This is a genomic window from Amycolatopsis sp. NPDC003861, from assembly GCF_053605405.1.
The window spans coordinates 26343-41447 of record NZ_JBSGJD010000029.1 but is presented as its reverse complement, the minus strand read 5'-3'; the positions used below and the strand labels follow the sequence as shown (position 1 = coordinate 41447).

Genomic DNA, 15105 nt, shown 5'->3' with positions numbered 1-15105 from the left:
CTCATGACCGAGCTGCCTGACCTGACCGCCGTCGAACTCGTCGCGCAGTACCGCGCGAAGACGCTCTCACCGGTCGAGGTGACCGAAGCCGTTGTCGCGCGCATCGAAGCGCGAGAGCCGGAGCTGCACGCGTTGTACGCGTACGACCCTTCAGCAGCTCGTGAAGACGCGAAGGCGTCCGAAGCTCGCTGGGCGGCCGGCGAACCGCTGGGCCCGATCGACGGCGTCCCGCTCACCATCAAGGAGAACATCGCCACCCGCGGCACGCCGGTGCCGCTGGGCACGGCGGTGACGGACCTGGTGCCGGCCACCGACGACGCCCCGGTGGCGGCCCGGATCCGCGAGTCCGGCGGCGTCCTGCTGGCCAAGACGACCATGCCGGACTTCGGAATGCTGACGTCCGGGCTGTCGAGCTTCCACACCACGGCCCGCAACCCGTGGCAGCTCTCCGCAACGCCCGGCGGGTCCAGCGCGGGCGCCGGTGCCGCGGCCGCCGCCGGGTACGGCCCGCTGCACGTCGGCACGGACATCGGCGGCTCGATCCGGCTGCCCGCGGGCTGGTGCGGCCTGGCCGGGCTGAAGCCGAGCTTCGGCCGGGTGCCGGTCGTCCCGCCGTTCCTCGGCCGGGTCGCCGGCCCGATGACCCGCACGGTCGCCGACACGGCGTTGCTGATGAGCGTGCTCTCGCGCCCGGACGCGCGCGACCACCTGTGCCTGCCGCCGTCGGAGCTCGACTGGGCTTCGCTCGATCTTCCGCTGGCCGGCCTGCGCGTCGGCCTGCAGCTCGACGCCGGGGTCGGCCTCCCGGTGGACCCGGCGATCCGCGACGCCGTCACCGCGGCGGCCCGGGCCTTCGAAGCGGCGGGCGCGGTCGTCGAGCCGGTCGAGCCGTTCCTCACCCGCGACATGCTCGAAGGCCTCGACGTCTTCTGGCGCACGCGGGCCTGGTCGGACCTGGTGAACCTGCCGCCGGAGCGCCGCGCGAAGGTCCTGCCGTACATCGCGGACTGGGCCGCGGGTGGCGCGGATGCCTCCGGGGTCGCCGTCTACCGCGGCTTCGCTCAGATCGACGTGATGAGCGTGGCGGCCCTGCGCGCGACCTCGGCGTTCGACGTCGTCCTGTCGCCGACCAGCCCGGTCGCGGCGCCGCCGGCGGAGTGGGCGTCCCCGACGAACGACCCGGCCCGGCCGTTCGAGCACATCGCGTTCACCGTGCCGTACAACATGTCCGGCCAGCCCGCGGCGTCGGTGAACTGCGGCTACACCGACGACGGCCGGCCGATCGGCCTCCAGCTCGCCGGCCGCCGCTTCGACGACCTCGGCGTCCTCCGCGCCGCGGCGGCGTACGAACGGCTCCGCCCGCCGCAGCGGCCCTGGCCGATCGGGTAGGGAAGGAGTTCCGGGCCTTCGGCGAAGTGGGGGTGAAGCTGTCGCCGACGGGAAGGAACCCTATGACAGAGGCAGCCCCATGACGGCGGCCTCGGTGCTCGGCACCGAGCAGTTCACCGAGGTGCACGACCGCTACTTCGCGGCCATCTACCGGTACGTCGCCGGGCGCCTCGGCCCCCAGGCCGCGGAGGACGTCGCGGCCGAGACGTTCCTCGTCGCCTTCGACCGCCGGAAGACGTTCGACGCGAGCCGCGGCGACCCGCGCGCCTGGCTGTTCGGCATCGCGACGAACCTGGTCTCCCGGCACCGCCGCAAGGAAGCACGCCACTACCGCGCCCTCTCGCGGCTCAACCCGCGTGAAGCCGGCGAAGGACACGAAAGCCGCGTTGTCGCTTCGGTGACGGTTGCGCGGCTGGGAAAGGCGTTGTCCCAGCTGTCGGCCGGGGAGCGCGATGTCCTGCTGCTCGTCGCGCTCGCCGACCTCGGCTATGCCGAAGTGGCCGAAGCACTCGGCATCTCCCCGGGCACGGTCGGCTCCCGGCTGACGCGCGCCCGCAAGAAGCTCACCCCCGCGCTCGCCCAGGAGGCGTCCGATGGATGACCTGCAGATTCTTCGGGACGCTCTGCGACCCGTCGAACCGGCCCAGGAGGCCGCCGACCGGAGCCGCCACCGGCTGCGGAACCACATGCTGGCAGCACCAGCACGTCGTCGGGTCCGCCCGCTGGTGATCGGGGCGGGGCTGGTGGCCGCCGCGGCCGCGGCCGCCGTCGTGGTGGCGACCCTGCCCGGCGCCCCGGATCCGGATCCGACGCCGCCTCCGCAGGCGGTCGCCCCGGTCGTCACCGGCACGGAAGTCCTACTGGCGGCGGCCACGGTGGCCGAGAAGGCCCCGGACGCCACCGGCAAGTACTGGCACATCAAGACCGACTCGGGCAAGCAGTCCTACGAGTACTGGTACACCACCGACGGCCACCTGTGGTTCCGCGGCGGGAAGTCGGGTGGCCGGGTGGTGCCGCTGAAGCCGGTCTCCCCGCTGCAGCTGGCGGGCGGCGACGTCACCTTCGAGCAGCTCCGGACCCTGCCCACCGACCCGGCGGCGCTGCGGGACTGGCTCGTGAACGCGATCGCGCACAGCGGCGCCCGGACGAGCGCGGGCCCGCTCACCGCGGCGGACCGGGAACGGGAACTGCTGCTGTCGACGGTTTCGCTGGTCTCGACGTTGCCCGCGCCACCGGCCGTGCGAGCGGCCGCCTTCCGCCTGATCGCGGCGTACCCCGGCGTCAAGGACCTCGGCCCCGTCCCGGGCGGCCGCGGATTCTTGTTGCCGGGGGACTACCGCCTCGTGGTCGACCCCGCGACCGGCCGCATCAACCGGACGTCGATGTTCGTCTCCGCGGACGGCGCCATCAACGTGGTCGCCGACCCACAGGGCGCGCAGGTCCGTTCGGAGTGGACGGACTCGCTGCCGGAGTGAGCTGCGCCGAGGCCGTCAGTTCTTGACGGCCTCGGCGAGCGCCAGCACCCGCCGCGCGTTGTCGACGTGCAGGTTCTCGATCATCCGGCCGTCCACCGTCACCACGCCGCGGCCGTCCTTCTGCGCTTCCTCGAACGCTTCGATGATCCGCCGCGAGCGGTCGATCTCCTCCTCGGACGGGGCGAAGATCCGGTTGCACGGCTCGACCTGCGCCGGGTGAATCAGCGTCTTGCCGTCGAACCCGTACTGCCGGCCCTGCTCGCACTCGGCTTCGAAACCGGGCAGGTCCTTCACGTCGTTGTAGACGCCGTCGAGGATGACCTTGCCGGTCGCGCGGGCGGCCAGCAGGCACAGCGAAAGCCCGCCCAGCAGCGGCCCGCGGCCGGGGACGAACTCCGCGTGCAGCTCCTTGGCCAGGTCGTTCGTGCCCATCACCAGCACGGTCAGCCGCTCGGAGGCCGCCGCGATCTCCTCGGCGTGCAGCATCGCGACCGGCGTCTCGACCATCGCCCAGATCTTCGTGCGGTCCGGCGCTCCGCCGAGTTCCAGGGCCCGCTCGATGTTGTGCACCTCGGCCGCCGAGTTCACCTTCGGCACGACCACCGCGGCCGGGCCCGCGGCCGCGGCCGCGCGCAGGTCGGCGTCGTGCCACTGGGTGTCCAGGCCGTTGACCCGGATCGTCACCTCGCGGTCGCCGTAGGAGCCCACCGCCGCGCAGACGCGGTCGCGCGCGGCTTCCTTGGCGTCGGGGGAGACGGCGTCCTCGAGGTCGAGGATCAGCGCGTCGGCCGGGATGGTCTTGGCCTTCTCCAGAGCCCGCTCGTTCGCGCCGGGCATGTAGAGGACAGAGCGCCGGGGCGTGGTCATCCGAGGGCCTCCTTGGTGGCCGCGTCGTAGGCCGCGGCGAGTTCGGGGTCGTCCGCCGCGAGGGCGTCCGCCAGTTCGGCGACCACGCGGCACTGCTTCACCGACGCGTCGTCCTGCATCTTCCCGTCGATCATCACCGCGCCCGTGCCGTCGCCCATCTCGGCGATCACCCGGCGCGCCCAGGCCACATCGGACGGCGACGGCGAGAACACCTTCTTCGCGATGTCGATCTGCACCGGGTGCAGGCTCCACGCGCCGACGCAGCCGAGCAGGAACGCGTTGCGGAACTGGTCCTCGCACGCGACGACGTCGCGGATGTCCCCGAACGGCCCGTAGTACGGCAGGATCCCGTGCATCGCGCAGGCGTCCACCATCCGCGCCACCGTGTAGTGCCAGAGGTCCTGCTGGTAGGTCGTGCGGCCCGCGGTCAGGTCATCGCCGGTCGGGTCGGTGCGCACGAGGTAACCCGGGTGCCCGCCGCCGACCCGGGTCGTCTTCATCCGCCGGCTCGCGGCCAGGTCGGCCGGGCCGAGCGAGATGCCCTGCATGCGCGGGCTCGCGCCGGCGATCTCCTCCACATTGGCCACGCCGCTCGCCGTCTCGAGGATGGCGTGCACCAGCAACGGCTTCGTCAGGCCCGCCCGCGCTTCGAGCTGGGCCAGCAGCCGGTCGACGTAGTGGATGTCCTGCGCGCCCTCGACCTTCGGCACCATGATGACGTCGAGCTTGTCGCCGATCTCGGTGACGAGGGTGATCAGGTCGTCGAGCACCCACGGCGAGTCCAGGCTGTTGACGCGCGTCCACAGCTGCGTCTTCCCGAAGTCGTGGGCCTTGGCGATCGCGACCAGCCCGGCGCGCGCGGCCTCCTTGCGGTCGGCGCGCACGGCGTCCTCGAGGTTCCCGAGCAGGACGTCGACCTTCTTCGCGATGTCCGGCACCTTCGCCGCCATCTTCTCGTTGCCGGGGTCGAAGAAGTGGATCATCCGGGACGGCGTCACCGGGATCTCCCGCACGGGGGCGGGCGCGCCCAGGGCGAGCGGGGCGAAGAAGTCCTTCGGGGAGCGCATCGGTCCTCCACGGCGGGCGGCTAAGTGACTGGTCGGTAACTTTAGTCCCGCGCGCGCGGGACCGCTGCGGTGCAAGTCACCGCCGTGTGGGGGACGGCGGACAACCGCAGCTCAGCGACCCGCGTCCACTGTGGAGTTCGCCGTTGTTGCGCCATCCGGGCTAGCCGGATTGGGTTTGGCCGGTTCTGCCCCGGGTAATCGCCCGTTGCCGGACCGTAATGCCACTCACCTCGCGATCACTCGGTTGGCCGCACCGTTCGACCGAAGTCCGATGACCGCCTACCGACCGGTCATCGACCGCTGGGCGCCGCCGATCGCAGCCACTCGCACTACCCGGCGACGCCGCGCCGCCGCGCTGTTAGACAAGTGAGGTGCCGGTTTCCCCCGGTCACGAAGCGGTGCAGGTTAGAAGGAGGCGGACTCGTGGCGGCTACACCTCAGAACACCGAGCGCTCGACGGTCGCCGGTGGCGCGAAGCGCAGCCGGTCGATGCCGAGCCGCGTGGTGCCGCCGATCGAGCTCCCCGCGAGCGTCGACGAGCTCGCCCGCGCCGCCGCCGCCCAGCTCGGCTGGAACGGCGTCGTCCTCCCCGAGATCACGATCCTCGGCCGCAAGGTCTGCGTGGTCGCCAAGCTCCGCACCGACGTGCACGCCGAACGCATCGCGATGGGTGCCGGCCCGGTGGCCGACCGCGCCACCGTCGACACCTGGACCTGGCCGGAGCTGGCCGGAACCGCCCCCGCCCCGGCCGCCGACATCGTCGGCGTCCTGGCCGTCGCGCGCCACTGGCGCACCGCGATGGCCTCCGCGGTTCCGTTCGCCCGCTACGGCGAGGCCGCGATGGTCCTCCCCTCCCCGGCGGTGCTGACCGAGGACTACGTCGGCAACTGCCTGCCGCGCGCCCGCGCGTACGGCCTCGCCGTCGTGACCGCCGACCCGAACGCGGTCGTCGACCTCGACCTCGAGGGTCGCACCGAGCGCGTCGTGCTCGCCGAGGACCCGGTCTCCCGCCTGGTCAACGAGCTGGTCTACGACCACCTGCTCCGCACCGCAGAGGCGCCCGCTTCGCACTAAGGTCGGCTCCATGCGAGTCGTCATTGCTGGTGGACACGGTCAGATCGCGCTGCGGCTCGAGCGGCTGCTCGCCGCGCGCGGTGACGAAGCGGTCGGCATCATCCGCAACCCCGCCCATGCGGCGGACCTCGAAGCCGCCGGCGCCCAGGCCGTCGTGCTCGACCTGGAGAACTCCGATGTGGACGCCGTCGCCGAGGTGCTGAAGGGCGCCGACGCCGCGGTCTTCTCCGCGGGCGCGGGCCCGGGCAGCGGCACCGCCCGCAAGGACACTGTGGACCGGGGCGCCGCGGCGCTGTTCGCCGAAGCGGCCGAGCGCGCGGGCGTCCGGCGGCACGTCCAGGTCGGGTCCATCGGGGCCGACAACCCGGAGAACCCCGACGTCACCGAGGAGTTCCGCCACTACCTGCGCGCCAAGCGCGCGGCGGAGGACGACCTCAAGGCGCGCGATCTGGACTGGACGATCCTCCGGCCCGGGTCGCTCACCGACGACCCCGGCACCGGCCTGGTCCTGCTGGCCGAGCGCACCGGCCGCGGCCCGATCCCGCGCGACGACGTCGCCGCGGTGCTCGTCGGCCTGCTCGAGACGCCGGCTTCGGTGCACCGCACCTTGACGCTGATCTCGGGTGAGGACGCCATCGGCGAGGCGATCGCGGCGCTGTGATCACCCAGGCATCGAGAGAAATCGCCGTCTTCAGCGGCAGCGCGCACCCCGAACTGGCCGAAGAGATCTGCGAGCACCTCGGCGTACCGCTGCGGCCGGTCGAGATCCAGCGGTTCGCCAACGACTGCCTCGAGGTGCAGCTCCAGTCCAACTGCCGCGAGCGGGACGTGTTCATCATCCAGCCGCTGGTCAAGCCGGTGCAGGAGCACCTGGTCGAACTGCTGCTGATGCTCGACGCGGCCCGCGGTGCCTCGGCGTCCCGGATCACCGCCGTGATCCCGCACTACTCGTACGCGCGCTCGGACAAGAAGGACGCACCCCGCATCTCCATCGGCGGCCGGCTGGTCGCCGACTTGCTGGTGACGGCCGGGGCGAGCCGCGTGCTCGCGATGACCCTGCACTCGCCGCAGGTCCACGGCTTCTTCAGCGTCCCGGTGGACCACCTGCACGCGCTGCAGGAGCTGGCCAAGCACTTCCGCCAGTACGACCTTTCGCGCGCCACCGTCGTCTCACCCGACTTGGGCAACGCGAAGGAGGCATCGCACTTCGCGCGCCTCCTCGGCGTCCAGGTCGCGGCCGGCGCGAAGGAGCGTTTCCCGGACGACCGCGTCCAGATCACCTCGGTGATCGGCGAGATCACCGGCCGCGACGTGATCGTGCTCGACGACGAGATCGCCAAGGGCAGCACGGTGCTCGAACTGCTGGACAGGCTGGCCGAGCTGAAGCCGCGCTCGATCCGCGTGGCGTGCACGCACGGCCTGTTCGCGGCGAAGGCCATCGAGCGCATCGGCAGCCGGCCGGAGGTGCTGGAGATCGTCTGCACCAACACGGTCCCGGTGCCCGAGGAAGAGCGCACCGAGAAGCTGAAGATCCTCTCGATCGCCCCGGCGATGGCCGAAGCCATCCGCCGCATCCACAACGGCGAATCGGTGTCGGCGTTGTTCTAGCGCGGGTCAGCCGAAGTTCTGGTGCTCGCCCCGGTACGTCGGAACCGTCCGCTCCACCCGGTCGCCCAGCACCAGGTGGTAGTGGGTGAACCGCTCCGCCAGCTCGCCCGCCTTGGCGTGCCGCAGCCACACCCGGTCGCCCAGCTTCAGGGTCCGGGCGGCCCGGCCCGTCACCGGCGTCTGGACTTCGCCCGCGCCCTCGAAGCCGAGGAACTTCAAGCCCTTGGGCAGGTACGGCTTCGGCTGGCGGGACGGACCGGTCGGGCCCGAGGCGATGTACCCACCCGAAAACAGCGTCGCGATGTTGCGGGTCGGGCGCCGGACCACCGGCAGGGCGAACAACGCCGCCGGGCGGGGCTTGAAGCGGGTGTAGCCGTCGAACAACGTCGGTCCGATCAGGCCCGAGCCCGCCGCGATCTCGGTGACCACCGCGTCCGCGCCCGTCGACTCGAGGCTGCCCGTTCCGCCTCCGTTGACGAACTCCAGGGGCGTCACCGCCTCGACCGCCCGGACCGCTTCGCCGCGGCGGCGGGCCAGCTCGGCCGCCGACCGGCGCTGCATCCAGCCCACCACCGCCTGGTTCAGGCGCGGGCCGGCCGCGTCGCCGAGGCCCGCGATCTGGCCTTCGTACGCCATCACGCCCACCAGGCGGAAGCCCGGCCGGGTGACGATCTGCCGGGCGAACGTCGAAGCCTGCTTCGGCGTGAACACCGGCGACCGCCGCGTGCCGACGTGGACTCCGGGGAAGGGGCGCCAGGAGGCGTCCAGCTCCAGGCAGACGCGGATCTCGGGGTGGTTGTGGCCCAGTGCGGCGTCGACCAGGTCGAGGTGGGCCGGCGAATCCACCATGATCGCGATCGCCGCGCGGGCCTCGTCCGAGGCGGCCAGGCGGCGGAGGGCTTCGTGGTCGGCCGTCGGGTAGGCGACGACGATGTCATCGGTCGTGCCTTGCTCGACGTGCCAAACCGCTTCCGCCAGCGAGTAGCACATCAAGCCTTCGAAACCCGGCATCGTCAGCACCCGCTGCAGGAGCGCCCGGCACCGGACCGACTTGCTGACCACGCGGATCGGCTTGCCCGCGGCGCGGCGGCGAAGGTCGGCGGCGTTCGCGTCGAAAGCCGCCAAGTCGACCACGGCCAAGGGTGGATCGAGGTCCTTGGTCGCCAAGTCGTACACCGTCGCACTGGTCACGAGGTCTAAAGTACGACACGAAGGCTTGAAACGCGAATACTATTCACTTACTGTTTCGGCCATTCACGGATGAAGGGTGCGCGCGCATGACCCGGTGGACCAACTGGGCGGGCACGGCCTCCGCCTCGCCGCAGCACGTTCACCAGCCGCGCACCACGGCGGAGATCGCGGCAACGGTCGAAAGCATCGCCGCGGCCGGCCGCACCGTGCGCCCGTGGGGCAGCGGGCACTCCTTCACCGCCATCGCCGCCGCCGACTCCGACGCGCTCGACCTGCGGCACTGGACCGGAGTGGAGAAGGTCGACGTCGAGACCGGGCACGTCACCGTCCGCTCGGGCACCACGCTCCGCGAGCTCAACGCGGCCCTCGACGCACTCGGGCTGGCCATGACCAACCTCGGCGACATCGACGCACAAACCGTCGCCGGCGCGATTTCCACCGGCACCCACGGCACCGGCGCCAAGCTCGGCGGCCTCGCCACCCAGGTCGTCGCGCTCGAACTCGTCCTCGCGGATGGCTCGGTCGTGACCTGTTCGGCGGCCGAAAAGCCCGACCTCTTCGCCGCAGCCCGCGTCGGACTCGGCGCGCTCGGCGTGATCACCACGGTGACGCTGAAGTGCGAGCCGTCGTTCGTCCTGCGCGCGCAGGAACGGCCGGAGCCGCTGGAGCAGGTCCTCGAAGGCTTCCACGACTTCGCCGACGAGAACGAGCACTTCGAGTTCTACTGGTTCCCCTACGGCAAGAACGCCCTGGTCAAGCGCAACAACCGGACCGAGACGGCGCGCCCGCTGAGCAAGGTCCGCGAGTTCGTCGACTACCGGATCATGGAGAACGTCGCGTTCGGCGGCCTCTGCCGGACCGGGCGGCTGATGCCGAGGCTCGTGCCGTCGCTCGGCAGCTTCGCCTCCAATGTCTTGAGTGCGCGCGAGTACAGCGACCTCTCGCACCGTGTGTTTGTCACCGCGCGCAACGTCCGCTTCACCGAAACGGAATACGCTGTTCCACGTGAATCAGTGCTCGACGTGCTCGCCGAACTACGGGCGGTAGTGCCGACCCTGAAGCACCCGGTGATGTTCCCGGTGGAGGTTCGCGTCGCCGCCGCCGACGACATCTGGCTGTCGACGGCCCAGGGCCGCGACTCCGCCTACATCGCCATCCACCAGTTCATCGGCATGCCGTACCGCGAGTACTTCAGCGCGTTCGAGAAGATCGCCGGCGCGGTCGGCGGCCGCCCCCACTGGGGCAAGATGCACGACCTCGACGCGGGGACCCTCCGCGCCCGCTACCCGCACTTCGACGACTTCCTGCGCGTGCGTAAGGAAACCGACCCGAGCGGCGTTTTCAGCAACACGTACTTGGACCGGGTTCTCGGCCCGGCGGTGTAGCGGACACCCCCGCGCGCAGCGGTTGGCCCGCCACCCCGAAGCCGCGATTGTCACTACGGCCGGTGGTACCGCGTCAAGGCGGGAAAGATGCCTTGACCCGGCACCACCGGCCGTGTTCGGGCTTCGGATCGGGGCGGCGGGGGAGGTCTGGGTGGGGTGCCGGTTCGGGCGTCAGCGTGCTGTTCGGGCCGGTGATGCAGGGTGCTCCGTCTATGTCGGGGGCCTGTACATCGGGCGGCGGGCGCGCCGTTCGGGCCGATGAGACTGGCAGGGTGCTCCGGCTTTGCCGGGTGGGGCCTGTGCTCGGCCGACGGGCGCCGGCGGGGCTTGCGGTGTCGCGAATGACTCATTCGGGACCTCCGACGTCCCGATGGCTCATTCGCGACCTTCGAGGAGCCCGAGGAGCACCGGATCACGCACGCACGCGCGCGCCCGCCCTCCCTGGGGGAGCCCCCACTTCCAGTCTATCGGCCCCCACTGACAACCCACCCGGAACCACAACGTTGTCCACAGCTACACCGAACTGTGGACAACTCCTGTGGACAGCCCTACGACCGCTCCCCGAACCGAGCCGCCAGATACCCCTTCACCACGTACTTCGCCTCGGCGACGATCTTCTCGTCCCCGCTCGGCTCCCGCCGGAAAGCCAGCTTCATCAGCGCATCGGCGACCTCGTTCGCGATCGTGATCGCGAACCGCAGGTCCTCCACCGGCCGATCCACCTGCGTGGCCACCAGATCCGTCAGCGAATCCACGATCACCGCGTTGTTGTCGCGCGTCTCGTCGAGCAGCTGGCGGTCGATGATGTCGCCGAAGTGGACCTTCGAAAATCCCGGTACCGTCCGGTGCATCTCCAGGTAGATGTCGAGGATCGAGTCCACGACGTCCCACCAGTGCTCCGGGCCCAGCTGCTTGAGCCGCTCGTTCACCGCGCCCACGAAGCGCTCGAGGTTCCGGGCCGTCAAAGCCTGGACCACGGCTCTCTTGTCCGGGAAGAACTGGTACAGCGAACCCACGGCGACCCCGGCCCGCTTGGCGATCAAGGTCGTCGTCAGCGCGTCGTAACCGAGCTCGTCGATCAACGCCGCGCTCGCGTCGAGCATCTGCTCGACCCTCTTCGCGCTTCGCTGCTGGACCGGCTGGCGGCGTAAGGGGGTGGCTTCCGCCGGCACCTTCGCGGCCTGGATGTCGGACACGGCGCTCCTCCTCGTCTGATCTGGGACTTTATCGTGCCGACGGGCTTCCCCACGGACGAGTGAAGACCTAGTATATGAGAACTTTTCATGTTCACCCGTACGGGTGCCCTGACGAAGGGGTCAGCAGCCGGTGCAGAACCCGAACTTCCCGCCCGACTTCCTCTGGGGTGTTTCGACATCGGCGTTCCAGATCGAAGGCGCCACCAGCGAAGGTGGGCGCGGACCGTCCATCTGGGACACCTTCACCGCGACCGAGGGCAAGATCGCCCGTGGTGAACAAGCCAACGTAGCCGCCGACCACTACCACCGCTACCCCGAAGACATCGCGCTGATGGCGGAACTCGGCGTCGGGGCCTACCGGATGTCCATCGCCTGGCCGCGGATCCAGCCCGACGGGACGGGTGCGCCCAACCCCGAAGGCCTCGGCTTCTACGACAAGCTCATCGACGCCGTCTGCGAGGCCGGGATCGCTCCCGCCGTCACGCTCTACCACTGGGACACCCCCCAAGCCATCGAAGACGAGGGCGGCTGGCTCTCCCGGGCGACCGCTGAGCGCTTCGCCGAGTACGCCCGGATCCTCGGAGAGCGCTTCGCCGATCGGGTGAAACTGTGGATTCCGCTCAACGAGCCCATGGTGATGTCCATCTTCGGCTACGGCATCGGCGAGTACGCGCCCGGCAAGGTCCTGCTGCTGGACGCCATTCCCACCGCGCACCACCAGAACCTCGCGCACGGCCTCGCGATCCAGGCCCTGCGCGCCGCGGGCGCCACGAACATCGGCACGGCCAACAACCACTCGCCCATCTGGCCCGCCGATGACGACGCCCAGGACGCCGCGACCTATCTCGACGCGCTGCTCAACCGGCTCTACGCCGACCCGATGCTGCTCGGCACCTACCCCGAAGAGCTGCACCCGCACCTGCCCGCCGGGTTCGCCGACGATCTGCCTGCCATCGCGCAGCCGCTCGACTTCTACGGCATCAACTACTACGAGCCGCAGGGTGTCGCGATGCCCGGCCCCGGCAATCCGCTGCCCTTCGAGCTGCGGGACATCGAGGGTTACCCGATGACGACGAACGGTTCGCCGATCGTCCCGCACGCCCTGCGCGAACTGCTGCTGGACTTCCACCACCGCTACCAGGACAAGCTGCCGCCCATCCAGATCACCGAGAACGGCTGCAGCTTCGCCGACGAAGTCGCCGAAGACGGCGGGGTCCACGATCCCGAACGCATCGACTTCCTGCACGGTCACCTCGTCGCGCTGCGCGAGGCGATGGACGCCGGCGTCGACGTCCGTGGTTACTTCTGCTGGTCCCTGCTGGACAATTTCGAGTGGTCCAAGGGTTACGCGCCGCGCTTCGGCCTGGTGCACGTCGACTACGAGACCCTGCGGCGGACGCCGAAGGACTCGTTCCACTGGTACCGGAAGCTGGTGCGGAATGAGTGAAACGACCCAGGCGGTCCCCGAGGCGCTCGCCGAACCCACCGTGCGGGTGCGGCCCGGCTGGATGAGCCTGCTGTTCTTCGCCAACATCGCGCTCTGGCTGGGTGTCTACGCGCCCATTCAGGTGCTGCTGCCGAAGCAGGCCGAGCTGCTCGACGCCGTGAACAAGGAAACCGTGCTCGGGGTGGTGATGGGCTTCGGCGCGGCGGTGGCACTGATCGCCAACCCCGCGATCGGGCTGCTGTCCGACCGGACCTGCTCCCGGTTCGGCCGGCGGCACCCGTGGACCGTCGCCGGCGCGATCGTCGCCGCCGTCGGGCTGGGAGTGCTGGCGCTGGCGCCGACGGTCGTCGTGATGATCGTCGGCTGGTGCCTCGTGCAGGGCGGTCTCAACGGCATGCTCGCCGCGCTCATGGCGGCGTTGCCCGATCGGGTTCCGGTGCAGCAGCTCGCCGTGGTCGGCGGCCTCGTCGGCATCGCGCAGATGCTCGGCACGGTCCTGGGTGCGGTCGTGGTCGTCGTCGTGCTCGGCATGGCCGGGCTGCCGCCGGCCTACGCGGTCTGCGCGGGGATCGTCGTGATCGGTGCCGCGTTCTTCGTGCTCCGGACGCCGGACGCGCGGCTGCCGATCGAAGCCCGTCCGCCGTGGGTGCTGCGCCAGGTGCTGCGGGACTTCTGGGTGTCGCCCCGGAAGTACCCGGACTTCGCGTGGGCGTGGAGCTGCCACTTCATGATCAACCTCGGCAACGCGTTCGGCACGCTCTACCTCTTGTTCTTCCTGCAGGACGCGGTGCACTACCCGGACCCGGAAAACGGCCTGCTGATCATGATGGCGCTGTACGGCGTCGCGCTCGTCGGCGGCGCGGTGCTCGCCGGGCACTTCTCCGACAAGTCCGGACGGCGCAAGCCGTACGTCCTGGTGGCCTCCGGAGTCATGGCACTGGCCGCTTTGCTCCTGGTCCTCTGGCAGAGCTGGCCGGTCGCGCTCGCCGCGTCCCCGCTGCTCGGCGTCGGCTTCGGGGCGTACATGGCGGTCGCGCTGGCGATGTTGACGCAGGTGCTCCCCGCGGCGCAGAACCGGGCCAAGGACTTCGGCATCATCAACATCGCGAACTCGCTGCCGCAGGTGGTCGCGCCGCTGGTGACGCCGCTGGTGCTCGCCTACCTCGGCGGCTATCCGGGGCTCTTCGCGGCTTCGGCGATCGCGACGCTGCTGGCCGCGGTGCTCGTGCTGCGCGTGAAGGCGGTTCGCTAGACGTGGAACCGCGGGCCGGTGCCGGTCGGGGGAGGGGAGTGCAACGGCACCGGCCCGCGGAATTCGTGGGCCGCTCGGGCGAACAGAGCGGGTGAACCAGTGGTCCATACCGCTTGTGTTGATCAATCTAGCGGGGGATTACCGCCTGGGCTAGGCCTAACGCGGATTTTTTTCGATTAATCGCGGTGGGGACCGGGTGTTGGCCGAGGACTGGTTCGCGCTGCTCGGGGGTGCGGGCGAAACAGTCCTCGGCCGGGGCGAGTGCGGACGCGGGTCCGATGGGGCGATCGGCCGGCCGCGGCTCGCCGGTTCAGGGGGTCAGGCCGTGACCGCTCGGCGCGGGTTCACGAGCGCGTGGCGACCGGTGGTCTCGGCCGCGGTGGGCGGCGCGGGGTGGGCCGGGACGGGGCTCTTGCGGCGACCCTGCAGGCGGCGGTCCGTCGCGGACTGTTGCTGCGGGGCCAGGCCGCCGGCCACCAGGTGTTCGTGCGCGACCTGCCAGACCGAGCACGGCGCCTTGCAGCGGTGCCACCGGGTCGAGCAGGTCGGGCAGTCGCCGCGCTCGTCGGGCTCGTGCATCTTCAGCATCGCGCGCCACGCCTCGGTCAACCGGGGCAGTTCGGAGCGCGCGACCGAGACGAGCGACTGGGCGTCGGCGCGGTTCGCCAGGTCGGTCAGCATGTCGAGGCGCTCCCAGACCGCATTGCGGAGGACCTGCCCGAGTACCTGATCCATGTCAGCTCACCGTTACCTTTCCGCCATCTTGGCGGCTTCGTTGAGCGCGGCGCGCAGCTGTCCGAGCTGGCCGGACGTCAGCCGCGCGGTCTCACCGGGAGGCGAGACCAGTACCACCTGGTTGTCTTCGACGAAAACCGTCACCGCGCGTTCGCGGCTGATGAGGTCGCCGCACTGCACGCGCCACACGAGCTGACCGCCCTCGTAGTGGCGGACGCTCGCGGTGCGGGGATCCACCGCGGCGGCCGGGGTGACGGGACGGACAGCGGGGGCGGGAGAGACCATCGCCGGCCGCACGGCGCGGGTCGCCGTGCCGGCATGTCCCCCTGCGAACGAGTCCACGAACTCCACGCCCTTCTCCGCTCTGTCAAAAGTGTCCGAAGATGCCTTCTGCAACATCGCCTTGTCACGACGCTGCG

15 protein-coding genes are annotated in these 15105 nt (G+C 70.7%); 9 read left to right on the top strand and 6 right to left on the bottom strand.

The genetic code is table 11. The annotated features are described in order from the left end of the window. Positions 1-3 precede the first annotated feature (3 nt). The 3 genes from ACWEVN_RS10715 to ACWEVN_RS10705 all read left to right on the top strand — a co-directional run bounded on the left by ACWEVN_RS10715 (position 4) and on the right by ACWEVN_RS10705 (position 2864). A complete protein-coding gene (locus tag ACWEVN_RS10715) occupies positions 4-1389 on the top strand; it encodes an amidase (RefSeq protein ID WP_452051064.1) in 1386 nt (461 codons plus the stop codon). A gap of 79 nt (positions 1390-1468) precedes the next feature. Next, the gene (locus ACWEVN_RS10710) at positions 1469-1990 is read left to right on the top strand and encodes an RNA polymerase sigma factor (RefSeq protein WP_452051063.1); all 522 of its coding nucleotides are present in this window, start codon (positions 1469-1471) and stop codon (positions 1988-1990) included. Next, a complete protein-coding gene (locus ACWEVN_RS10705) occupies positions 1983-2864 on the top strand; it encodes a CU044_5270 family protein (protein ID WP_452051062.1) in 882 nt (293 codons plus the stop codon). Before ACWEVN_RS10710 ends, ACWEVN_RS10705 begins: the two co-directional genes overlap by 8 nt. Positions 2865-2879: 15 nt before the next feature. Here ACWEVN_RS10705 and ACWEVN_RS10700 read toward each other — a convergent pair whose 3' ends face one another. Further along, a complete protein-coding gene (locus tag ACWEVN_RS10700) occupies positions 2880-3731 on the bottom strand; it encodes an HpcH/HpaI aldolase/citrate lyase family protein (protein ID WP_452051061.1) in 852 nt (283 codons plus the stop codon). Continuing rightward, a complete protein-coding gene (locus ACWEVN_RS10695; RefSeq protein ID WP_310968276.1) occupies positions 3728-4798 on the bottom strand; it encodes an HpcH/HpaI aldolase/citrate lyase family protein in 1071 nt (356 codons plus the stop codon). The genes ACWEVN_RS10700 and ACWEVN_RS10695 overlap by 4 nt, the downstream gene beginning before the upstream one ends. Before the next feature lie 423 nt (positions 4799-5221). Between ACWEVN_RS10695 and ACWEVN_RS10690 the strand changes: the two genes are divergently transcribed. From ACWEVN_RS10690 to ACWEVN_RS10680, 3 genes are read left to right on the top strand one after another with little or no spacing between them, the layout of a single operon-like run. Beyond that, positions 5222-5872: a hypothetical protein gene (locus ACWEVN_RS10690; protein ID WP_452051060.1), complete on the top strand. Its 651-nt coding sequence runs from the start codon at positions 5222-5224 to the stop codon at positions 5870-5872. Between the two features lie 10 nt (positions 5873-5882). Beyond that, positions 5883-6533: an SDR family oxidoreductase gene (locus tag ACWEVN_RS10685; RefSeq protein WP_449687617.1), complete on the top strand. Its 651-nt coding sequence runs from the start codon at positions 5883-5885 to the stop codon at positions 6531-6533. Further along, the gene (locus ACWEVN_RS10680; protein ID WP_449687616.1) at positions 6530-7480 is read left to right on the top strand and encodes a ribose-phosphate diphosphokinase; all 951 of its coding nucleotides are present in this window, start codon (positions 6530-6532) and stop codon (positions 7478-7480) included. Before ACWEVN_RS10685 ends, ACWEVN_RS10680 begins: the two co-directional genes overlap by 4 nt. A 6-nt stretch (positions 7481-7486) precedes the next feature. Here the strand turns inward: ACWEVN_RS10680 and ACWEVN_RS10675 are convergent, their stop codons facing one another. Continuing rightward, positions 7487-8671, bottom strand: coding sequence for an amino acid deaminase/aldolase (locus tag ACWEVN_RS10675; RefSeq protein WP_310968272.1), 1185 nt, complete (start codon positions 8669-8671; stop codon positions 7487-7489). Positions 8672-8757: 86 nt separating this feature from the next. Between ACWEVN_RS10675 and ACWEVN_RS10670 the strand changes: the two genes are divergently transcribed. Then, positions 8758-10056 (top strand): D-arabinono-1,4-lactone oxidase, encoded by a 1299-nt coding sequence (locus ACWEVN_RS10670; RefSeq protein WP_452051059.1) that lies wholly within the window; start codon positions 8758-8760, stop codon positions 10054-10056. A gap of 548 nt (positions 10057-10604) precedes the next feature. Here ACWEVN_RS10670 and ACWEVN_RS10665 read toward each other — a convergent pair. Further along, positions 10605-11252: a TetR/AcrR family transcriptional regulator gene (locus ACWEVN_RS10665; RefSeq protein ID WP_176173773.1), complete on the bottom strand. Its 648-nt coding sequence runs from the start codon at positions 11250-11252 to the stop codon at positions 10605-10607. A 130-nt stretch (positions 11253-11382) separates the two neighbouring features. On the opposite strand from ACWEVN_RS10665, the gene ACWEVN_RS10660 reads away from it, so the two are divergent. Continuing rightward, entirely contained in the window at positions 11383-12699 is a 1317-nt protein-coding gene (locus ACWEVN_RS10660; RefSeq protein WP_452051058.1) for a GH1 family beta-glucosidase, read from the top strand. After that, on the top strand, positions 12692-13951 hold the full coding sequence (locus tag ACWEVN_RS10655; protein WP_452051057.1) for an MFS transporter: 1260 nt from the start codon (positions 12692-12694) through the stop codon (positions 13949-13951). Before ACWEVN_RS10660 ends, ACWEVN_RS10655 begins: the two co-directional genes overlap by 8 nt. Before the next feature lie 318 nt (positions 13952-14269). On the opposite strand, the gene ACWEVN_RS10650 is transcribed toward ACWEVN_RS10655, so the two are convergent. Together ACWEVN_RS10650 and ACWEVN_RS10645 are read right to left on the bottom strand one after the other, a co-directional pair. Then, on the bottom strand, positions 14270-14686 hold the full coding sequence (locus tag ACWEVN_RS10650) for a hypothetical protein (RefSeq protein WP_310968268.1): 417 nt from the start codon (positions 14684-14686) through the stop codon (positions 14270-14272). A 12-nt stretch (positions 14687-14698) separates the two neighbouring features. Beyond that, on the bottom strand, positions 14699-15037 hold the full coding sequence (locus tag ACWEVN_RS10645) for a hypothetical protein (RefSeq protein ID WP_091305133.1): 339 nt from the start codon (positions 15035-15037) through the stop codon (positions 14699-14701). Between the last annotated feature and the right edge of the window lie 68 nt (positions 15038-15105).

Excerpts from the sequence above, each read along its gene's own strand:
- ACWEVN_RS10700 (WP_452051061.1), bottom strand. The coding sequence starts at position 3,731 with ATGACCACGCCCCGGCGCTCTGTCCTCTACATGCCCGGCGCGAACGAG.
- ACWEVN_RS10705 (WP_452051062.1), top strand. The coding sequence starts at position 1,983 with ATGGATGACCTGCAGATTCTTCGGGACGCTCTGCGACCCGTCGAACCG.
- ACWEVN_RS10695 (WP_310968276.1), bottom strand. The coding sequence starts at position 4,798 with ATGCGCTCCCCGAAGGACTTCTTCGCCCCGCTCGCCCTGGGCGCGCCC.
- ACWEVN_RS10710 (WP_452051063.1), top strand. The coding sequence starts at position 1,469 with ATGACGGCGGCCTCGGTGCTCGGCACCGAGCAGTTCACCGAGGTGCAC.
- ACWEVN_RS10655 (WP_452051057.1), top strand. The coding sequence starts at position 12,692 with ATGAGTGAAACGACCCAGGCGGTCCCCGAGGCGCTCGCCGAACCCACC.
- ACWEVN_RS10685 (WP_449687617.1), top strand. The coding sequence starts at position 5,883 with ATGCGAGTCGTCATTGCTGGTGGACACGGTCAGATCGCGCTGCGGCTC.
- ACWEVN_RS10650 (WP_310968268.1), bottom strand. The coding sequence starts at position 14,686 with ATGGATCAGGTACTCGGGCAGGTCCTCCGCAATGCGGTCTGGGAGCGC.
- ACWEVN_RS10670 (WP_452051059.1), top strand. The coding sequence starts at position 8,758 with ATGACCCGGTGGACCAACTGGGCGGGCACGGCCTCCGCCTCGCCGCAG.
- ACWEVN_RS10715 (WP_452051064.1), top strand. The coding sequence starts at position 4 with ATGACCGAGCTGCCTGACCTGACCGCCGTCGAACTCGTCGCGCAGTAC.